15 protein-coding genes and 1 pseudogene are annotated in these 18425 nt (G+C 69.5%); 6 read left to right on the top strand and 10 right to left on the bottom strand.

Annotation, left to right across the window (positions count from 1 at the left end; all coding sequences use genetic code 11):
- Positions 1-107 precede the first annotated feature (107 nt).
- The 3 genes from C468_RS09085 to C468_RS09095 all read right to left on the bottom strand — a co-directional run bounded on the left by C468_RS09085 (position 108) and on the right by C468_RS09095 (position 4627).
- Positions 108-1310, bottom strand: a complete 1203-nt coding sequence (locus tag C468_RS09085; protein WP_008848593.1) for a DUF418 domain-containing protein — start codon at positions 1308-1310, stop codon at positions 108-110.
- 59 nt (positions 1311-1369) lie between these two features.
- Positions 1370-2440, bottom strand: a complete 1071-nt coding sequence (locus tag C468_RS09090) for a Gfo/Idh/MocA family protein (RefSeq protein ID WP_008848594.1) — start codon at positions 2438-2440, stop codon at positions 1370-1372.
- Between the two features lie 450 nt (positions 2441-2890).
- On the bottom strand, positions 2891-4627 hold the full coding sequence (locus C468_RS09095; RefSeq protein WP_008848595.1) for a thiamine pyrophosphate-binding protein: 1737 nt from the start codon (positions 4625-4627) through the stop codon (positions 2891-2893).
- A gap of 105 nt (positions 4628-4732) precedes the next feature.
- On the opposite strand from C468_RS09095, the gene C468_RS09100 reads away from it, so the two are divergent.
- The 3 genes from C468_RS09100 (at position 4733) to C468_RS09110 (ending at position 6560) form a co-directional block, all read left to right on the top strand.
- Positions 4733-5497: a sugar phosphate isomerase/epimerase family protein gene (locus tag C468_RS09100; protein WP_008848596.1), complete on the top strand. Its 765-nt coding sequence runs from the start codon at positions 4733-4735 to the stop codon at positions 5495-5497.
- 218 nt (positions 5498-5715) lie between these two features.
- Positions 5716-6006: a DUF5789 family protein gene (locus tag C468_RS09105; RefSeq protein ID WP_008848597.1), complete on the top strand. Its 291-nt coding sequence runs from the start codon at positions 5716-5718 to the stop codon at positions 6004-6006.
- Positions 6006-6560: an adenylate kinase gene (locus C468_RS09110; protein ID WP_008848598.1), complete on the top strand. Its 555-nt coding sequence runs from the start codon at positions 6006-6008 to the stop codon at positions 6558-6560. The genes C468_RS09105 and C468_RS09110 overlap by 1 nt, the downstream gene beginning before the upstream one ends.
- Before the next feature lie 112 nt (positions 6561-6672).
- Here C468_RS09110 and C468_RS09115 read toward each other — a convergent pair whose 3' ends face one another.
- The 5 genes and pseudogenes from C468_RS09115 to C468_RS09135 form a co-directional block, all read right to left on the bottom strand.
- On the bottom strand, positions 6673-8619 hold the full coding sequence (locus C468_RS09115) for a DEAD/DEAH box helicase family protein (protein ID WP_008848599.1): 1947 nt from the start codon (positions 8617-8619) through the stop codon (positions 6673-6675).
- 90 nt (positions 8620-8709) lie between these two features.
- Positions 8710-9432, bottom strand: a complete 723-nt coding sequence (locus C468_RS09120) for a hypothetical protein (RefSeq protein ID WP_049912156.1) — start codon at positions 9430-9432, stop codon at positions 8710-8712.
- A gap of 86 nt (positions 9433-9518) precedes the next feature.
- Positions 9519-10564: pseudogene (locus tag C468_RS09125) on the bottom strand (aldo/keto reductase).
- A 78-nt stretch (positions 10565-10642) separates the two neighbouring features.
- Positions 10643-11695: an HTH-type sugar sensing transcriptional regulator TrmB gene (gene trmB / locus C468_RS09130; RefSeq protein ID WP_008848602.1), complete on the bottom strand. Its 1053-nt coding sequence runs from the start codon at positions 11693-11695 to the stop codon at positions 10643-10645.
- Between the two features lie 198 nt (positions 11696-11893).
- On the bottom strand, positions 11894-12634 hold the full coding sequence (locus C468_RS09135) for a proteasome assembly chaperone family protein (protein ID WP_008848603.1): 741 nt from the start codon (positions 12632-12634) through the stop codon (positions 11894-11896).
- A 200-nt stretch (positions 12635-12834) separates the two neighbouring features.
- Between C468_RS09135 and C468_RS09140 the strand changes: the two genes are divergently transcribed.
- Positions 12835-14046: a mechanosensitive ion channel domain-containing protein gene (locus C468_RS09140; RefSeq protein ID WP_008848604.1), complete on the top strand. Its 1212-nt coding sequence runs from the start codon at positions 12835-12837 to the stop codon at positions 14044-14046.
- Between the two features lie 83 nt (positions 14047-14129).
- Positions 14130-15794 carry an MATE family efflux transporter gene (locus tag C468_RS09145; RefSeq protein ID WP_008848605.1) on the top strand — a complete coding sequence of 555 codons (1665 nt, stop codon included), beginning with the start codon at positions 14130-14132 and terminating at the stop codon, positions 15792-15794.
- A 126-nt stretch (positions 15795-15920) separates the two neighbouring features.
- On the opposite strand, the gene C468_RS09150 is transcribed toward C468_RS09145, so the two are convergent.
- The gene (locus C468_RS09150) at positions 15921-16148 is read right to left on the bottom strand and encodes a DUF7385 family protein (protein ID WP_008848606.1); all 228 of its coding nucleotides are present in this window, start codon (positions 16146-16148) and stop codon (positions 15921-15923) included.
- A 106-nt stretch (positions 16149-16254) separates the two neighbouring features.
- Positions 16255-17148, bottom strand: a complete 894-nt coding sequence (locus tag C468_RS09155; RefSeq protein ID WP_008848607.1) for a DUF7117 family protein — start codon at positions 17146-17148, stop codon at positions 16255-16257.
- Between the two features lie 172 nt (positions 17149-17320).
- On the opposite strand from C468_RS09155, the gene C468_RS09160 reads away from it, so the two are divergent.
- Positions 17321-18415: a DUF7544 domain-containing protein gene (locus C468_RS09160; RefSeq protein ID WP_008848608.1), complete on the top strand. Its 1095-nt coding sequence runs from the start codon at positions 17321-17323 to the stop codon at positions 18413-18415.
- The last annotated feature ends 10 nt before the right edge of the window (positions 18416-18425 follow it).

Consider the following 18425-nt stretch of genomic DNA (forward strand, 5'->3'; position numbering starts at 1 on the left):
GCTGGGGCTTCGGAGGCGTTCACCGCCTCGCGGGTAGCACCCATTTCTAAACGACTTCCTGCGGTTCGGGGCGAATCCACGACGAAATTCCGATCGGACCCGTCTCCCTACTCCGGGTTTCGCATCGGCTGTCGCTCCCCGTAGGTGAGGGTTCGCCACACCCACTCGACGGGCCCGAACCGGAAGCGTCGCAGCCACAGGACCGACAGCGCGATCTGGACCAGCCAGACGGCGACGACGAACCCGAGCTGTTCGACCCGGGTGACGGAGCCGAACAGCCCGAGCCCGTGCCCGTAGAAGACGGTGGTCGCGATCACCGTCTGCAGCAGGTAGTTCGTGAACGCCGTGCGGCCGACCGCGGCGAGGCCGCGAGTCACGGGGCCGTCCGGACGCCGTCGGGCGTACAGCATCACCAGCCCGAGGTAGCCACCGGCGAGGGGGAAGCTGCCGACGTAGATGAACTGGCGCCAGACCAGCGCGGCGTCGGCGCTCCAGTCGTTGGCCTCGATGTAGAACACCCCCGCGACGGTGATCGCGAGGCCGACGACGCCCAGCGCGACGAGTCGCCGGTACAGGGCCGCCGACCGCTCGCCGGTCAGCACGCCCCAGCGGTACAGCGCCATCCCGAGGAGCATGGTGCCGCCGACCTGCCAGAAGGTCCCGTTGATGTAGCCGGTCGTCTGTCGATCGAACGACGAGGAGACCCGGTGGTCGAGCTGTTCGACCCAACCGCCGCGGTACGTCGCGACCTGCTGCTCGATCGCGGACCGCGCCGGCGCCCACTGCGCCGCGATCGCGTCGCCGCCGATAGTGAACGCGGCGAACAGCTCGACCACGGGGAGGAACAGCAGGAACACCACGCCGACACCGGCGAGTTTTCGGGCTTCGAAGTCCCGAAACGCGACGACGACCAGCGCGGTCACCCCGTAGGCGACCAGGATGTCGCCGTACCACAGCAGGTAGGCGTGCATGAGCCCGATCGCGATGAGGATCGCGGTCCGCCGGTAGTGGAGCCGCATCGCGTCCTGCCCCTTCTCATTCTTGCTGTCGATGAACAGCAGGATCCCCGCGCCGAACAGCGCCGAGAACAGCGTGATGAACTTGTTCTGTCCGAACACGTGGCTGACGACCCACGCCCAGTAGTTCGCGCCCGTGAAGTCGCCGTACACCGTCGGGTTCAACAGCGTCTCCTCGGGCATCGCGAACACCCAGACGTTGATCAGGAGGATGCCGAGCAGGGCGAGTCCCCTGAGGGCGTCGAGGGAGACGATCCGGTCAGAGGGCGGCGTCGGGCCGGCGTCGCGGGTCACGAGTTGGCTCCGACGAGGAGACCCAGGACCGAATAGGTTCGGATAGCGGGCGGCGTCCGCTAGTCCAGCCGAACGGCCTCGCCGCGCTCCGAGGACCGGTAGATCGCGTCGATGACGCGCTGGACGGAGAGCGCCTCCTCGATCGTGTTGATGTCGGGCGCCTCGCCCGCGGCGACAGCGTCGAGGAACCTCGCCTGCTCGGCGGCGTGGCTGTCGCTCTCGCGCGTCTCGATCTCGGCGTCCGAGAAGTGGTGGTGGTCGTCGTCGAAGGCGGTCGCCTCGTGGAGCGTGAGCTCGTCGCTCCCGCGGTCGAACGTCGCGCCCGCCTCCGTGCCGCGGATCACGAACTCGTCGTTGGTCGGTCGGTTCGTCGCCCACGCCACCTCCAGCGAGACGGTGTTGCCGTCGGCGTCGCGGATGAACGCCGAGGCGGAGTCCTCAACGTCGAACCCGTCGGACCCGTTGTCGTCGCCCCACATGTGGACGAACGCGTAGTCGTCGCGGCCGCCGAACTCCGAGCGCGTTTCCCCGGACACCTCGACGACCTCGGGGTGATCGAGGAAGTAGAGCGACAGGTCGATCGCGTGGACGCCGATGTCGATGAGCGCGCCGCCGCCGGCGACGTCGCGTGAGGTGAACCACGAGCCGCGACCGGGGACGCCGCGGCGGCGGATGTAGTTGGCTTCGACGTGCGTCGTCTCGCCGAACCGGCCCTCCGCCTGGTACCCTTTCAGCACCTGCACCGGCTCCGCGAACCGGTTGTTGAACCCGACCATACAGAAGCCCTCGGCGGCGCGAGCGGCCTCGGCGATCCGCTCCGCGCTCTCGAGGGTGTGCGCCAGCGGCTTCTCCAGGAGCACGTCGAGGCCGGCCTCCAGCGCCGAGACGGCGTACTCCTCGTGAAATCGGTTCGGCGTCGTGATCAGGACGGCGTCACAGACCGCGTAGAGGTCCGACTCGTCCTCGTAGGCGTGAACGCCGAACTCCTCGTGGAACCGGCGGCGAGCGTCCGCGTCGATGTCCATCCCGCCGATGAGGTTCGCGTCGCGATCGAGGAGCTTCGTCGCGTGGTGGTGACCGATCCCGCCGAGACCGACAATACCGACCGCGACGTCATTCGCGCGAGTCATAGGCCGAATTCACAACGAATGTTGTTAAGGTTCACGCTCCGGGCGGGGATCAGTTGGCCGACGCCGTTCCGCGAGATCGGGACGGCTGTGAACGGAAATCGCTACGAAACGGCCGTGAACGCACCGAGGAGCACGTCGGTCAGGAACCGTTCGAGCCGCGCCGACTCCCGCGCCCGCAGGAACCGGCCGAGGACCCAGCCGCCGAGCACCGGATCGACGATGTCGGTGCCCGAGAGGAGAACGAATCCTCCGACGGCGACGGCGAGGGCATCCCAGACGAGCGTCGCGAGCAGGCGGACGTGACCGTCGTACCCGGTCCCGACGCCCTCCGGTACGTCGCCGTGGACCAGGGGTTGCGCATGCGTCGCGTCGGATCGCCGCCGGGATATCGCTCGCTTCAGATACCCGAAACTCGACCCGTGAAGGGAAGCGCGGCCGGAGCCGAACGGCTCACCGCTCCCGCGTCATCCACTCGCTCGCCTGCGGCTCGTCCGGGTCGGTGGCGACTTCGATCAGCGCGGGCCCGTCGTGAGCCAGTGCGGACGCGAGCGCCTCGCCGATCGCCTCCCGTTCGGCCACCCGATCGGCGCGGACGCCCATCCCCTCCGCGACGGCGACGAGGTCGATCCCGGCGTCCGCCCAGCCGTACGCGCCCGCCGGGAGGCCGTACGACCGGGCGGCCTCCTCGCTGATGATCGCGTAGTCGTCGTTGTTGAGCGCGACGACCGTCACGTCGATACCTTCCGCCGCCAGCGTGTGGAGTTCGTGAACACACATCATGAGCCCGCCGTCGCCGGTGAGCGCCACCACGTCGCGGTCGGGATCGGCGACCTTCGCGCCGATCGCCGACGGGAGCCCCGTTCCCATCGTCGCCCACGATCCCGGGTTCACGTATCGGGAGGGGCCGGCCGCGGGGAACGAGACGAGGGTCCAGAGCCGGAACCCGCCGGCGTCAGCCGTGACGACGGCCTCCGCCGGGAGCGCCTCGCGGACCTCGCGGAGGACCTCGACCGAACGGAGCGGAGCGTCGGCGGCGCGCTCCTCCGCGACCGCCGCGAACCGCTCGCGGTCCGCGGAGCGAACGGACGCGGCCCGCGCGGCGCCGGGCGACTCGGGGGTCGATCCCCCCGTCGCGCCATCCGATCTCCCGTCCCTCCCCAGCCGGTCACCGAGCGCGCGCAGGAACCGGTCGGCGTCGGCGACGACCCCGAGGTCGGTCTCGTAGCCGAAGCCGACGTCGTCGCCGTCGAGCGTGACGTGGACCAGGCGCTCGGGCAGCGACACCGACCACGTCGCGGTCGCGACCGCGTCGAGGTCCGAGCCGACGACGAGCCCGACGTCCGCGTCGGCGAGGAGGCCGCGGAGTTCGACGCTCGACCCGCCGCAGAGGACGCCCGCGGAGAGGGGATGCGTCTCCGGGAGCGTCCCCTTTCCCTTGTACGTCGTGACCACCGGCGCGTCGAGGCGCTCGGCGACTGCGCGGAGCGAATCGGCGGCGCCCGCGCGTCGGACCCCGCCCCCTGCGAGGATCACGGGGGCGTCGGCTCCGGCCAGCAGGTCGACCGCGCTGTCGACCGCGTCCGTGGGCGGGGTGGGCGGGGCGGCCGGCTCGCGCTCCCCGACCGCCGGCTGGGACGTGCGGCTCGCGAGGACGTCCTTCGGGATCCCGACGCGGACGGGGCCCTGCGGGTGCTCGCGCGCGACGCGGATCGCCTCGGCGACGGCCGGGACGGCGCCGGCCGGGGAGTCGACGAGGACGTTCTCCTTGACGACCGTGTCGTACGTCTCGGGCGGCGTCTCGTGGATCCCGTCGCCGCCGCGGACCTCGCGCTCGGTCTCGACCGCGAGGTGGAGGAGGGGGACGCAGTCGTTCAGGGCGTTTTTCAGCCCGTTCATCGCGTTCATGTCCCCGGGGCCCGGGACCACGATCGACGCCGCCATCTTCCCGGGGTCGCTCGCTTCGGCGTACCCCCACGCCTGATGGGTCACCGCCGTCTCGTGGCGCGCGACGACGAACCGGGCGTCGCGCTCGCCGAGCGCCCGGTTCAGCGGGAGGGTCTGCTTGCCGGGGATCCCGAAGGCGACGTCGATGCCGCGGTCGAGCATGCAGTCGACGACCGCCTCGGCGACGGTCGGAGGGTCGGTCGCGCCCGGATCGGTCCCGGTCGGGGACTCGTCGATGTCCATACCGCGAGGTCGACGGAACGGGTGTTGAAACCTTCGGCGGGACGGATTCCGGCGCCGTCCGACGGACACCCGAACCGATACGTCGCTGGCCGAGAGACGACGAGTATGGTCGACATCGCGGTCCAACTGTACACGCTGCGCTCGCTCGACGCGCCGCTCCCGGAGCTCCTCGACCGCGTGGGAGCGGCCGGCTACGACGGGGTGGAGTTCGCCTACCGGGTGCGCGAGTCGCCCGTCGAAGACGTGCGCGCCGCTCTCGACCGGAACGGCCTCGAAGCCGCGTCCGCACACGTCCCGATCGAGGCGTTGGAGGACGCTCCGGCCAAGGCGCTGGAAGCCGAGTTCGACGAGACCGTCCGGTTCTACGACCGGCTCGGCGTCGACACCCTCGTCGTCCCCTGGCTCGACGCGGAACACTTCGAGAGCGCGGCCGCGGTCGACGCAGCCGCGGCGCGGCTCGACGACCTCGCGGAGGCCCTCGACGCTGAGGGCGTCCGGTTCGCGTATCACCACCACGATCAGGAGTTCGCATCGGTGGACGATGCGCCCGCGTTAGAGCGGCTGATCGAGCGAACCGACGACCGGGTCGGGCTCGAGGTCGACGCGGGCTGGGCACTGGTCGGCGGAACCGACCCCGCGGCGCTGATCGACCGACACGCCGACCGGATCACGCATGTTCACGCGGCCGACGCCGACGTCGACCGGGGCGAGTCGGTCGGGCTCGGCGAGGGCGACGTGGACGTCGACGCGGTCGTCGCGAGTGCGCGGTCCGCCGACGCCGAGTGGCTCGTCTACGAACACGACGACCCCGCGGACCCGATCGAATCGATCGAGCGTGGGGCAGCCGCGCTCCGAGAGGCGCTGCGCTGAGTGAACTGCGTGGAGAGGCACCCCACTGACCGTGAGAGTCCGCGGTGTCCCTCGAGGCGGCGGTCGCGTTAGATGACTACGTCCGGGGATCGTGTCTCGACAGCGGTCGGACCATTCGGCGCCTGAAAGCGTGAGAATCGGGGAGAATCGCTCGTGGAGGTGATTCTTCGGACGGAACTACACATAGCTACTTTACTCCTCAGTGTCATGTGAGATGTATGCGCTTACCAGAGACCCGCGATCTGTTCGCGCGGACACTCCAGTTTCCGGCGTCACGGAACACGGTGTTAGAGACGGTGGGGAGCACGGAGCTCTCGCCCCCAGACGGAAAGGCCACCACGATCCGGACGGTCATCGAGCGGTCCGACGTGGAGGAGTTCGATTCGGCCGACGACCTCTACGATACACTGATGACGCTCGTCGGGGCGCGGTTTATCGGACGCAGATACTACGACGACCGCGGCGGGATGCCACAACAGGCTGACGACGACAGCGAGGTGAGCTTCTGATGGCGGTTACTCTAGTGTCGGGGGTCACTGGTGTCGGCCTCTCAAGCGTCTGTCAGGCGGTTCGACGCGGGCTCGGCGAGGAGTACAAGCTGATCAACTTCGGAGACGTGATGCTTGAACAGGCCGCGACGAGTGGTATCACGACCGAACGCAAAGACCTCGGTGAGCTTTCGCAAACGCAGACGCGCCGCCTCCAGCGTCGTGCGGGAGAGTTCGTCGCTGACGAGGCACAGACCGCGGATATTCTCCTCTCGACACACCTGGCGGTCGAAACGTCGGCCGGGTATATCCAGGGGCTACCTGCGGAAGTGCTCCACGACGTTTCGCCGACCGCGTTCATCCTCGTGGAGGCAGATCCGGAGACGATTCTCGAACGTCGACGGGGAAGCGGCCGCGAGCTGCGCGAGGCCAGCGAGCGCAAGGTCGCCTTCGAGCAGGATCTCAACCGGTCCGCCGCGCTCCAGTACGCGCGCGACCAGAACGCTCCCGTTCGGTTCATCGAAAACGAGGGAGGTATCGACGAGGCGGCCGAGCGAATGGCTGACACGCTGTGAGCAAGTGATCCCGGTCGATCCCTCTCACGAGACGGGATGCTGCGCGTACTGAACTGTTCCGCGACGTTCGCGTGCCGAACGACTCCGCGACGCGCGACGGTCGCTTGCCGGACTACTCCGCGACGTTCGTCTCCCGCACCCGGATCCCCTTGCGCGCGAGGTGCCGCATCTGCCGCTGGGCGAACTCCTCCTCGCTCGACCCGCGGGTCGCGAGGACGTAGACGAGCGCGGAACCCGTGGGGCGCATGGTGCGACCCGCGCGCTGAGACCCCTGTCGGCGCGAGCCGCCGAGCCCGCTAGCGACGATCGCGAGCTCGGCGTTCGGGAGGTCGATCCCCTCGTCGCCGACGCGGGAGACGACGAGAGTGTCGACGTCGTCGCGGTCGGCGTCGGCGGAGGGTTCGTCGCCCTCCTCGCGGAACCGCCGGAACAGCTCTGCGCGCTCGTAGTGGGGCGTCTCGCCGCTTATAAACGGGACGCCGAGCGCGTCCGCGATCGCCTCGCCCTGATCGAGGAACTCGATGAAGACGAGCGCCTTCTTGTCGCGGTGGGCGGCCAGCAGGTACCGGATCTCCTCGATCTTCGCGGGGTTCTCGGCGGCGAGCCGGCGTCGCTCGCGGCCGTCGGCGCTGGCATACTCGTTCTGCGCCAGCTCGTCGCGCCACGGCACGTACCGGATCTCGACCTCCGGCTCCTGGACGAACCCCGCCTCGAACAGCTCGTCCCAGTCGGCGCCGATCGGCCGGCCGATCAGGGTGTAGATCTCCTCCTCGCTGCCGGTCTCGCGGACCGGGGTGGCCGAGAGGCCGAGCCGGTGTTTGCTCTGGAGCTCGGCGGTCCGGGAGTAGACCGGGGCGGTAACGTGGTGACACTCGTCGAAGCAGATCAACCCCCACTTCCGGGAGTCGAACAGCGCTCGGTGTCGGTCCATCCCGGCGATCTGGTAGGTCGCGATCGTGACCGGTCGGATCTCCTTCTGCCCGCCGTGGTACAGTCCGATGTCGGCCGGGTCGATCGTGGAGTGGTCGAGCAGCTCCTCGCGCCACTGGCCGGCGAGCTCGCGGGAGGGAACCAGGATCAGCGTCTCGCCGCCGACCGCGGCGATAGTGGCGATGGCGGCGACGGTCTTGCCGGATCCGGGCGGGCCGACGTACACCCCGGAGCGCGCGTCGAGGAACGTCTCGACCCACGTCTCCTGATAGGACCTGAGGTCGGTCGTCAGGTCGACGTCGACCGGGTCGCCCACGTCGAGGTCGCGCTCGTCCTCGACCGGGTAGCCGGCGTCGTAGAGGGCGCGTTTGACGCCGGCGACGGCGTCCTCGTTGACCCACGCCTCCGTCTCGGAGATGGGCGCCCGGAGGTGGTCGTCCGCGAGGTGCTGGTCCGCGACGTTACCCATCAGGCTCTCGGAGGCGGCCTGTAAGACGACGTAGCCGTCCTCGTGGGTGTATAATCGGAATCGATGCGCGCGGCGCCACTGGTCCCGGATCCACTCCTCGAGGTGGTCGAACCGGCGCGGGAGCACCGAGCGGAGGCTTGAGATGAGGCCGTCGGCGTCGTCGAACGGCGCGGCCCACACGTCCTCCTGTCGGATCCGGTAGAGGTACCCACGCGTGCCGGGATCGGTTCCGGTGGTGTCGACGAGGTGTGCGAACTGCGAGAGCCGCGCGCGGGTGAACTGCGTCGGGCGATCGACCACGATCTCCCGGCGGTCCGGGAACGCGACGACGCGCTCGCGGGTCGCCAGCCGTCCCCAGTCGGTCGGATAGAAGACGACGGGGTCGCTCTCGACGTCGAGCCGGTCCACGTCGCCGCGGTCGACGAGCGCGGCGAGGGCGTCGCGCGCGGTCGCCTGCGTGGTCCCGAGCCGTCGCGCGACCTCGCTCGCGGTCGCCACCGGTCGCTCCTCGGCCTCCAGCGCCTCGTGGAAGCGGTCGAGCGAGAGCTCGTCGGCGTCGGGGGAATCGGGATCCGCATCGGCGTCGTCGGCGGCATCAGGGGAATCGGGACTCGCATCGGCGTCGTCGCCGGCGGCGGGGTCGCCGGGGTCGTCGGTCATTGGCTCCGCTTCGGCCGGGAGGGGGAAATGGGTAGCGTCCGCAGGTGGGGGGAAATGGGTAGCGTCCGCGGGTGAGGAGGCGTCGGGGCCTCAGCGACCCGACCGTCCGCGGCAGCCGCGGGAGGTGATCGCGTCCTTCGAGCGGAACCGACAGCCGCAGGCCGTACAGCGGACGAACGGCTCTCCGGGCTCGGTTTCGAGCCGGTGCTTGCCGACGACGAAGGGGCGCGTCACGGTTCGGGGGCGGATCCGGTCGGGGATCGGCGTCGAGGCGGACTCGCTCAGCGCCGCCCGCACGGCGATGGTGTCGACGTCGACGGGGTCCCACCGGGGGGCGTTGAGGGCCGCCTCGCGGTCGGCCACCTCAGTCCACCCGGTGACGACGACCGGGGAGTTCGTCTCCGTGTCGCTCACGACGACGACGAACCGGACCCCGCCGTCGACGAGGGCGAACCGCCAGCCGTCGGTCCGGTTCCAGCGGAGCTGGCCGCGCCGGATCGCGTCGCTGACGGTCCGGGTCGAGACGTACCGCCCCGGCTGTTCCAGTCGCTCGCGGAAGTGGTCTGTGAGGGCGTATCGTCCGGGGTCGCGGACGGGAGGGTCCTCGGCTGTTCGGCCGGCCGAGGGTCGTTTGCCCGCCGCCGGGTTCCGGCCCCGGGGAGAGTCCGCGTCGGGGGGGTGCGGGAGGGGGTCCGATCTCGGCGGCGCCCGCCGGCGAGACCCCGCCGGCGCGGTCGTGGACGCGGTCCGACGCTCCGTCGATCCGGGACGGGGTGACTCGGCGTCCCCCGGCCCGCCCTGTCGGGAAGCCACTGCGTGTGAGTATAGAGCGGGGTCTTAAGTGTGTTACGGCGACACAGGGGTGCGGTCGCGCGGTCGCACAGCCGTGGATGTACCGCTCACTCGTGGCCGGAGACGCGGACCGGCTCGTACGGCTCCTCGAGCCACTCCACGTCCGACTCCGAGAGGTCGACGTCGAGCGCCTCGACGGCGTCTTCGAGGTGCTCGACGCTGGACGTGCCGACGATGGGGGCGTCGACGACTTCCTTCCCGGCGACCCATCGGAGCGCGATCTGGGCCATCCGCACCCCCTTCTCGTCGGCCAGTTCCTCGATCCGACGGTTGATCTCCTCGCCGCCGCCCTCNCGATCTGGGCCATCCGCACCCCCTTCTCGTCGGCCAGTTCCTCGATCCGACGGTTGATCTCCTCGCCGCCGCCCTCGCGATACGGCCGCCCGAGCGCCGTCTCGTGCTCCCCGCGGGTCGTCGCGTCGTCCTGTTCGTAGGGGCGCGCGAGGTATCCGGCGCCGACGGGGCTCCACGGGATCATCCCGATCCCCTCCCGCTCGCAGAGCGGGACCATCTCCCGCTCCTCCTCTCGGTACGCGAGGTTGTAGAGGTTCTGCATGGTGACGAACCGGTCGTACCCCTCGCGGTCGCTCGCGTGGAGCGCCTCGGCGAACTGGTAGGCCCACATCGACGAGGCGCCGAGGTAGCGGACCTTGCCGCGCCGGACCGCGTCGTCGAGCGCGGCCAGCGTCTCTTCGATCGGCGTGTCGTCGTCCCACCGGTGGATCTGGTACAGGTCGACCGTCTCCATCCCCAAGCGGTCGAGGCTGTTCTCGAGCTCCTGTTCGACCGCCTTCCGCGAGAGGCCGCTCGAGTTGGGGTTCGACTCGTGCATCTCGCCGTACACCTTGGTGGCGACGGTGAAGCGGTCGCGGTCGTACTCGGCGAGCACGTCGCCGAGGATCGACTCGCTCTCGCCGTTCGAGTAAACGTTCGCGGTGTCAAAGAACGTGATCCCGAGGTCGATCGCGCGCTCGATCAGCTCCCGGCCCTCCTCCTCGTCGAGCATCCACTCGTGCTCGCTTCCGAAGCTCATGCAGCCGAGCGCGAGTCGGCTCACCGTCGCTCCCGTGTCACCCAGCGTCGTGTACTCCATACCGACCTGGCGACCTCGAGGGATAAAAAATCACAGCGCCGGCGGCTCGTCGACGCCGACGCGAGCGACGCGAGTCGCCTACAGCGTCGGCGGCTCGTCGCGGCCGATGACGATCTCCTGTCCCTCGACGTCTTCGAGGGCGGCGACGCGACCGCCGATGTCGACCGGGCCGGTCTCGGTCTCGACGGTGAGCGACGCGACCTCCTCGGTGTCCTCGAACGCGATGTCGACGACGCGTCCCCGCACCGTCACCGCGTCGCCCGTCTCGATGTCGCGCCCCTCGACGGTCGCGTAGAACTCCTCGTCCCCGAACTCGCGGACGTCCTTGACCGCGCGTCGGATCGAGGCGTAGCGGCGCGGGAACGGTCGGGCGGCCCCGTCTGCGGCGAGCGTCTCGGCGGTCGTCCACAGCACGGTGCCGAAGAAGCCCGAGACGAGGAACCCGAGTGCGGAGCGGTTGAAGATGACGCCGTACCGCTCGCGGTCGTCGCGGAGCGCGTCCTGCGTGGCGTACACGGAGTACTCGCCGTCGCCGACGGCCAATATCGGCGTGGTGATCCCGCGGCGCGCCCGGGCGATGGTCGCCACCTCCAGGTAGTCGAACTCCTCGGGGTCCGGCGCCCGCGACGCGGGCGTGACGAGCAGCTCGATGCTGACGCCCTCCTGCACCTTCGCCGCGAGCTCGTCGCGGAAGCGACGGAGCAGGCCCGGCGTGAGCGAGAGCGCGAGCTCGTACTCGGCGCCGACGATCACCTCTTCGAGGTACCGGAGGATCGTCGACCGCGACTTCACCAGCGACACGGCCTCGGTCTCGCGGGTGGGCGCGGTGTAGCGGGCCTCCAGCTCGTCGACCATCTCCGCGAACGACGACCGGAGGTCGCCGAACGCGTCGTCCGGGTCGACGGCGACGATCTTCATCGGGCGCGACTCGCGGAGCTCGACGAGCCCCCGGTCCGAGAGGCTCCGGACCGTGTCGTACACCCGAGGCTGCGGGATATCGGTCCGGTCGGCGATGTCACTCGCCGTCAACTCGCCGTGCTCCAGCACGGCGAGGTACGCGTCGATCTCGTACTCGCCGAGGTTGAAGCGGTCCCCGACGCGGTCGAGCGTGCCGCGGAGATCGTCGGTCATGGTTACTACGACGTAACCCACCGATATAGGTTTTTACTATGAGTCGAGTTGCACGCGTTTTCAGACCCGCGTCCTACGCATATAACCCGGCGCCCTACGCATACAACCCGGCGCCCTACGCATACAACCCGGCGCCCTACGCATACAACCCGGCGCCCTACGCATACAACCCGGCGCCCTACGCGTACAACCCCCGTCCTACATGTACATCCGGTCGGAGGCCCCGTCCGGCTCGCGCTCTTCGATCCGCTCGGCGAGGTCCTCGTAGTGGCGGCGGACGTCCGCCGCGAACGAGGCGAGCGGCGCCGAGTCGACCCCTAACGCGTACGTCTCATCGATCGTGTCCACGAGTCGCACCGCGGCGTCGGCGTCGGGGGCCTGCGCGTGGACCGGCGTGACGAACACCCCGACGCCGAGCGGGGAGTCGATCCCCCGTTCGAGCAGGGACCCGTTGGTCCCGTCGAGGAACCCGGACTCCATCGGCGGGACCAGTTCGTCGTCGACGCGGCGCTCGTGGTAGTCGTCGGTCGCGACGTGGAAGGTGCGGTGCGCGTCCGGTCCGTGCGGGATCGGGACCCCGCTGAGCACCGCGATCTCAGTGACGCCCGCCGACTCCGTCCAGTCGAGGACCGCGGTCGCGAGCAGTTCGCCGAGGACGGGCGGGACGAACAGCTCTCCCACGAGCACGGTGACGTCGAGATCGTCCCGGGAATACAGGCGGATCGGGCGCCGGGGTCGTCCCTTCTTAAAAGGGGTGATCGAGGGCAGTCCCTCGGCCCGAACGTACCCGGTCTGCTCGAGGTCGAGATTCTCGACGAGGTAGTCGACCGCGGTCAGCCCGGCGAGCCCGAACGACGAGAATCCCGCAATGAGCACGTCGCTCGGGTCGGACTCGTGTGTGACGCTGAACGACGGCCGATCGCGTGGGGAGTCCGGCATACCTCCGCTTCGCAGAGACGAATGTTAGCTGTTTTCATGGGAAAAACCCCCACGACTGACGTTTCGTTCGGCCTCGATCCCTCTCCCCGTACGCCACGCCAGATCCCCGTACGCCACGCCAGATCCCCGTACGCCACGCCAGATCCCCGTACGCCACGCCGGATCATCTTCGCCGGCCGCGGGGAGAAACGCTTTTTCGGGTGGGCGACGGCGGGTTCGCTATGGCACGGCCCGAGGCCCTCCTCTCGATCGGGGGGCGACTCACGCGGTTCGCGGACGCATTCGGAGGGTTCGCGGGTTCCGCCGTCGGCCGGCTGCTGTTCGTAATCCTCTCGGTCGCGGTCGGGGTCGTCGCCTCGAAGTTCCTCGTCCGTCTCATCGGCCGGCCCGTGGCGCGTCGCGTGTCGAGACAGAGCGTCGCACAGACGATCGTCAGGGGGGTCCGCGTCGGGACGGTCACGCTCTCGCTGCTCGTCGGCCTCTGGGCGGTCGGGTTCCGCTTCACCGATCTCCTCGTGGGGACCGCGGTCTTCTCCGCCGTGATCGGGATCATCCTCGCCCCGCTCGTCGGGAACTTCATCAACGGCGTGTTCATCCTCGCGGACCAGCCGTTCGAGATCGGGGACATGATCGAGTTGGAGAACGGGACGACGGGGTTCGTCGAGGACATCACGATCCGGTACACGAAGATATTCACGCTCGACAACACGTTCCTCGTCGTGCCGAACGGGGCGATGCGCGAGCGCGACGTGACCAACTACTCCGCCGAGGACGAGCGGACCCGCCGAACGATCGACGTGCTCGTCACGTACGAGAGCGACATCTCCGAGGGGCGGCGGCTCATCGAACGCGCGGCGCGGGACTGTGACGCGGTGATCGACGGCGGTCCAGACATCCGGGTCGGCGTCGCGCGCTACACCGCCAGCCCGGACTGCCGGCTTCACGAGTTCGGTGACGACGGGATACTCCTTCGCCTCCGGTACTGGGTGAAGAAGCCGTACAAGCTCTCGAAGGTCCAGTCGGACGTGAACACCCGGATCCGCGAGCGGCTCACGGACGCCGACGTGGAGATGGCGTACCCGCACCGCCACCTCGTCTTCGACGATACCTCCGGAATCGCGCGCGTGGGCGGTCCGGACGACGGTCGGCCGGCCGGCGAACGGGCGGGCGACAAGCCCGACCCCGAGGGGCGGGGCGCCACCGAGGACCGGGCGGGCGCCACAGAGGTGACCGAAACTGGAAACGGTGACACCGAGACGGGCGAAACCGGGAAGAACGACGCCGGGACGGGCGATACCGAGGCGGGCGGAAGAGCGGAGCCGGCGCCGACCGAGGACGGGTTACCGACGGGAGCGAACGCCGCCGCCCGGACCGACTCCAGCGACGGAGGCGACTCCGGCGGCGACCGGTAAGCGCGACGCTTCGTGCCCGTCGCCCAGTGGGGGTCCCGACGGAACCGGAAGTCTGATAGACCGACGCGACCGTTTATAAACTCGTGAGCGACGAGCCCTCCGAAGACCCGCCGGCGTCGCCTTCGGAGTCCGGGCGAGGCGGTCCCGACTCGACCGACGACGGCGCCGGTACCGACGAACGAACGAGCGACGAACCGGACGCCAGCGGCGGCGCTGGAGGCGGTTCCGACGACGGATCCGGAGGCCGCGTGTCAGAGGAGTCGATCACCGAGGGCAGCCTGATCCGGCCGCTGTTCCACCTCGCGTGGCCGATCGTCGTCATTCAGCTGTTGCAGGTGATGTACAACGTCGTCGACACGCTGTACCTCGGGCGGCTGTCGGCCGAGGCGGTCGGCGCGATCAGCCTCGCGTTCCCCCTGATCTTCCTGTTGATCGCGGTCGCCGGCGGCTTCACGACCGCGGGGGCCATCCTCGTCGCGCAGTACACCGGCGCCGACGGGGACCGATCCGCGGGGCTCGTCGCCGGGCAGACCATCTTCACCGTCTCCGTGCTCTCGGTGTTCATCGGCATCGGTGGGTACTTCTACACGCGCCCGGCGCTCGAGATCCTGCCGAGCGATGCCGACACGGCGGCGACCGTGATCCCGCTGGCGGCCGATTACATGGAAGTCATCTTCGCCGGGATCCCGCTGATGTTCGGGTTCTTCGTGTTCTCCGCGCTGATGCGCGGGTACGGCGACACCCGGACGCCGATGGCGGTGATGGTCGTCTCGGTGTTCCTGAACGTGCTGCTCGACCCCTTCCTCATCTTCGGGTTCGCGGAGAACCCGCTGTTCGGGTGGCTCGCCGGCGTGCCGGGAGTCGGCGCGCTCGATCCCGTCGGGGCGGAGGCCGCGTTGCTGTCTGTCACCGGCTTCACCGGCTACGGGATCGAGGGGGCCGCGATAGCGACGATCTTCTCCCGGGGAGTCGCGACCGCGATCGGGATGTGGCTCCTGTTCGGGACGGGCCTGGGCCCCGCAGTCTCGCTGAGTCACCTCGTTCCGGATCTCGGGTTCATCGAGGACATCTTCCGGCTCGGGCTCCCCTCCAGCGTCGAGCAGACGACGAGCGCGCTGGCGATGATCACGCTCACCGCGATGGTCGTCACGTTCTCGCCGCCGGTCGTCGCGGCCTACGGGCTGGGCAACCGGCTTATCTCGCTCGTGTTCCTCCCCGCGATGGGTCTCGGGCGCGCGATCGACACGATGGTCGGGCAGAATCTCGGGGCGAACCGTGCGGACCGAGCCGCGCGCTCGGTCAAGCTAGCGGCTTCGACCGGCGCCGGGGTGATGTTCCTCGTCGCGGTCGTCGCGGTGGCGTTCACGGAACCGATCGTCGGCGCCTTCCTCGGCGACGTGCCCGACGCGCCCGCGACTGTCACCTACGCGGTCGAGTACGTGCGGATACGATCCGTCGAGTTCGCCTTCATCGGCGTCTCGCAGGTCATCCTCGGTGCGTTCCGCGGGGCCGGGAACACGAAGACCGCGATGGTGATCTCGATCCTCACCCTCTGGGTCGGTCGAGTCGCCAGCGTGGGCTACCTCGTCTTTATCGCCGGCTGGGGCGAGACGGGGATCTGGGTCGGAATGGCGCTCGGAAACGTCCTCGGGGCGATCGTCGGCGTCGCGTGGTTCGCCCGGGGAACGTGGACGGACCGGTACATCGACGATCCGGCACCGGACATCGATCCGGCTGGCGACGACTGAAGATCGGATCGGAGCCCGGGCGACGCGAGCGGGGACTCAGTGACGGAACACGACGCGAGCGGGGACTCAGTGACGGAACACGACGCGAGCGGGGACTCAGTGACGGAACACGACGCGAGCGGGGACTCAGTGACGGAACAGGTGGATCGCGTCTCCGTCGCGGAGGAGACAGAAGCGCGCACCGTCGTTCTCCGGGAACGTGGTCCCCGTCTCTCGGGTGGTAAACAGCCGGTCGAACGGGGCGTCACACACCGGGCAGGCCACTTGCTTTCTGTTCTCCCAGAGGCTCGTCGCTCCCGTGTCCCTGAGCTGTTTCAGCGCGTGGCGGTGGTCGTGCACGTCGAAACGCGGCATGCGTCGACGTCCCCGGCCCGACAGTTGAACGTGACTCCGCGAGTATCAGCCGTGATTCCGTCGGAGAGGATTCTTCCCCTCCGGATCATCCGAGAGCCGATCGACGCTACTGCCGATCCAGATCGTCCGAGAGCCGATCCCGAGCGCGATCGAGCGCGGTCTCGTCGCCGGTTCTAACGTACTCGCCGAGGGCGTCTGCGGCGTCGACGAGCGCGTCGGCGTCTCCCGGCGGCACGTCGCCGGTAAGCGCCTCGACGCGCTTCGCGCGGTCGCGGAGGCGTTCGAGGAGCGCGCGTGTCGGGTCGGTCCGGGAGAGGGGGTCGGCGCCGCTGACGGAGACGGCGGGTGCGGACGCGTCGGTGTCGGCGCCTTCTCCTTCGGTGTCGGCCCCCGCAGCCTCCTCGGTTCCCTCGTCTCCCTCGGTCTCTTCAGCCTCCTCGGCCCTCTCGAATTTGTCTAGTTCGTCGAGTGCGTCGAGTTCGTCGAGGAACGCGAGGAGGTCGGTCCGGTACTCGTCGACCGCGCGGACCGCGGCCATCCCCCGCGCCTCGCGGAGGGCGTCGGGGACCGCGTCGGTCGCGGGCCGGTCGCCGGCGTCGGCGCCGGCGAGCAGTGCGAGGAGGTACTCCCGGTCCCGGTCAGTGGGGTCGCGCAACCGGTCGTACAGGTCGACCGCCTCCAGCAGTTCGCGGGCGGCGAGGTAGGTGTCGTCCAACGGGAGCAGTTCCCCGCCGCGGATGAATCCGCGTTTGCGGGCGTACGCGCGGAGGTCCGACTTGAGGTCGTCGACGCCCTCGTCGGGAAGCGTCCCGCTCGCGTCGCCAAATCGAGCGCGGTGCGCGCTGAGATCGAGCGTCGTCTGCGCATCGGTGTGGGCGGTCCTGTCGTCGACGCCGACGCTTCTGAGGCTTCCGCAGTCGGGACACTCGACGGAGCCCGTCTCGTAGTACGACCACCGCGCGCCGCACGCCCGGCACTCCCGTTCGCCGCGGACCTTCATGCGAGACCCTTCGAAGCGTTCGGCGTAAAGGGCTGTGGTCCCACAGGACGGGAGGTCGAACGGTGTCGAAACGCTTGACCGGGCAGATACCAAAGCGATCGAGCGCCTCGATATGTCATATAACCGTGCCCGATGAATCTGTTATATAACCGTGCCAGATGAATCGGCGGACATGAGTTGGTACGCCGTCGAGGCCGTGGACGACGCCGTCGAGACCACTCGCCGATTCCTGTTCCCGTTCGGTCTCGTCCGCTGGGCGAAGCTCGCGCTCCTCGTCCTCTTCATGGGCGGCGGTGCGAACGCCGGCGTGTCCGTTCCCGCGGTCCCCGACGCCCGACTCGGGGGCGTCCCGGGGTTTTTCGGAGGGAGGGGAGTCGGCACGGAGACCGGATCCGCCGCCGAGCTCGACGCCGGCGTCTCGGATCTCCTCGCCGGTACGCCCGGCGACTGGGAGATCGTCGCCCTCGTCGGCGCCGCGGTGGGCGCTGTGGTCGGGCTTTCGGTGGCCTCGCTGTCGCTTCGGCTGGTGTTTTACGACGCGCTCCGGACGAACCAGGTCCGACTGTGGCGGCCGTTCCTCGAACGGCTTCGACAGGCGGTCGGGCTGTTCGCCGCGTCCGCCGTTCTCTGGTTGGTTGCCGCCGCCCCGATCGCTGTGGCGGTCGTCGGGGGCGTCGCGGCGGAGGGCTCCACCGGATGGGGACCGGTCGACTCGTTCGCGGCGGCGGTCGGGTCGCTCTCGGTCGGCGCGACGGTCGCCGTCAGTCTCTTCGGGGCCGTCGTCGTCCTGCTCGCGACGCTCGCGCTCCGGCTCACCTACGAGTTCGTCGTCCCCGCGATGGTGGTCGAGGGTACTGGGGTGGTCGCCGGTTGGCAACGGGTCTGGCACGCGGTTCGTGGGCGCTGGACGGAGGTGTTCGTCTACCTCGCGGTTCACTTCTTCGTCGGTATCGGAACCGTGATCGTTGAAGCGGTCGCGTTCGTGATCGTCGGGTCCGCGATCGCCGCGGTCGCCGGGAGCGCGCTTCTGCTCGCCGCCGTCCCACTCGGGGGTCTCGGGGCTCTGGTGGCAACGACCGCCGGTGCCGTGACGGTCGCAGTCGTCACGATCGCCGCCGTGGTGACGGTGGTCGCGGTGACGCTCCCCGTCGGCGTCGTTACCCGTTCGTACCTGATCGCGTACGAGGTCGCCACGCTCGGCGGGATCGACCCGGAACTGGCGTTGCTCCACCCCGATCTCGTTCCGGCGTCCGCCGACGTCGTCTGACCCGCCGACG

This window comes from Halorubrum kocurii JCM 14978, from assembly GCF_000337355.1.
Lineage (GTDB): Archaea > Halobacteriota > Halobacteria > Halobacteriales > Haloferacaceae > Halorubrum > Halorubrum kocurii.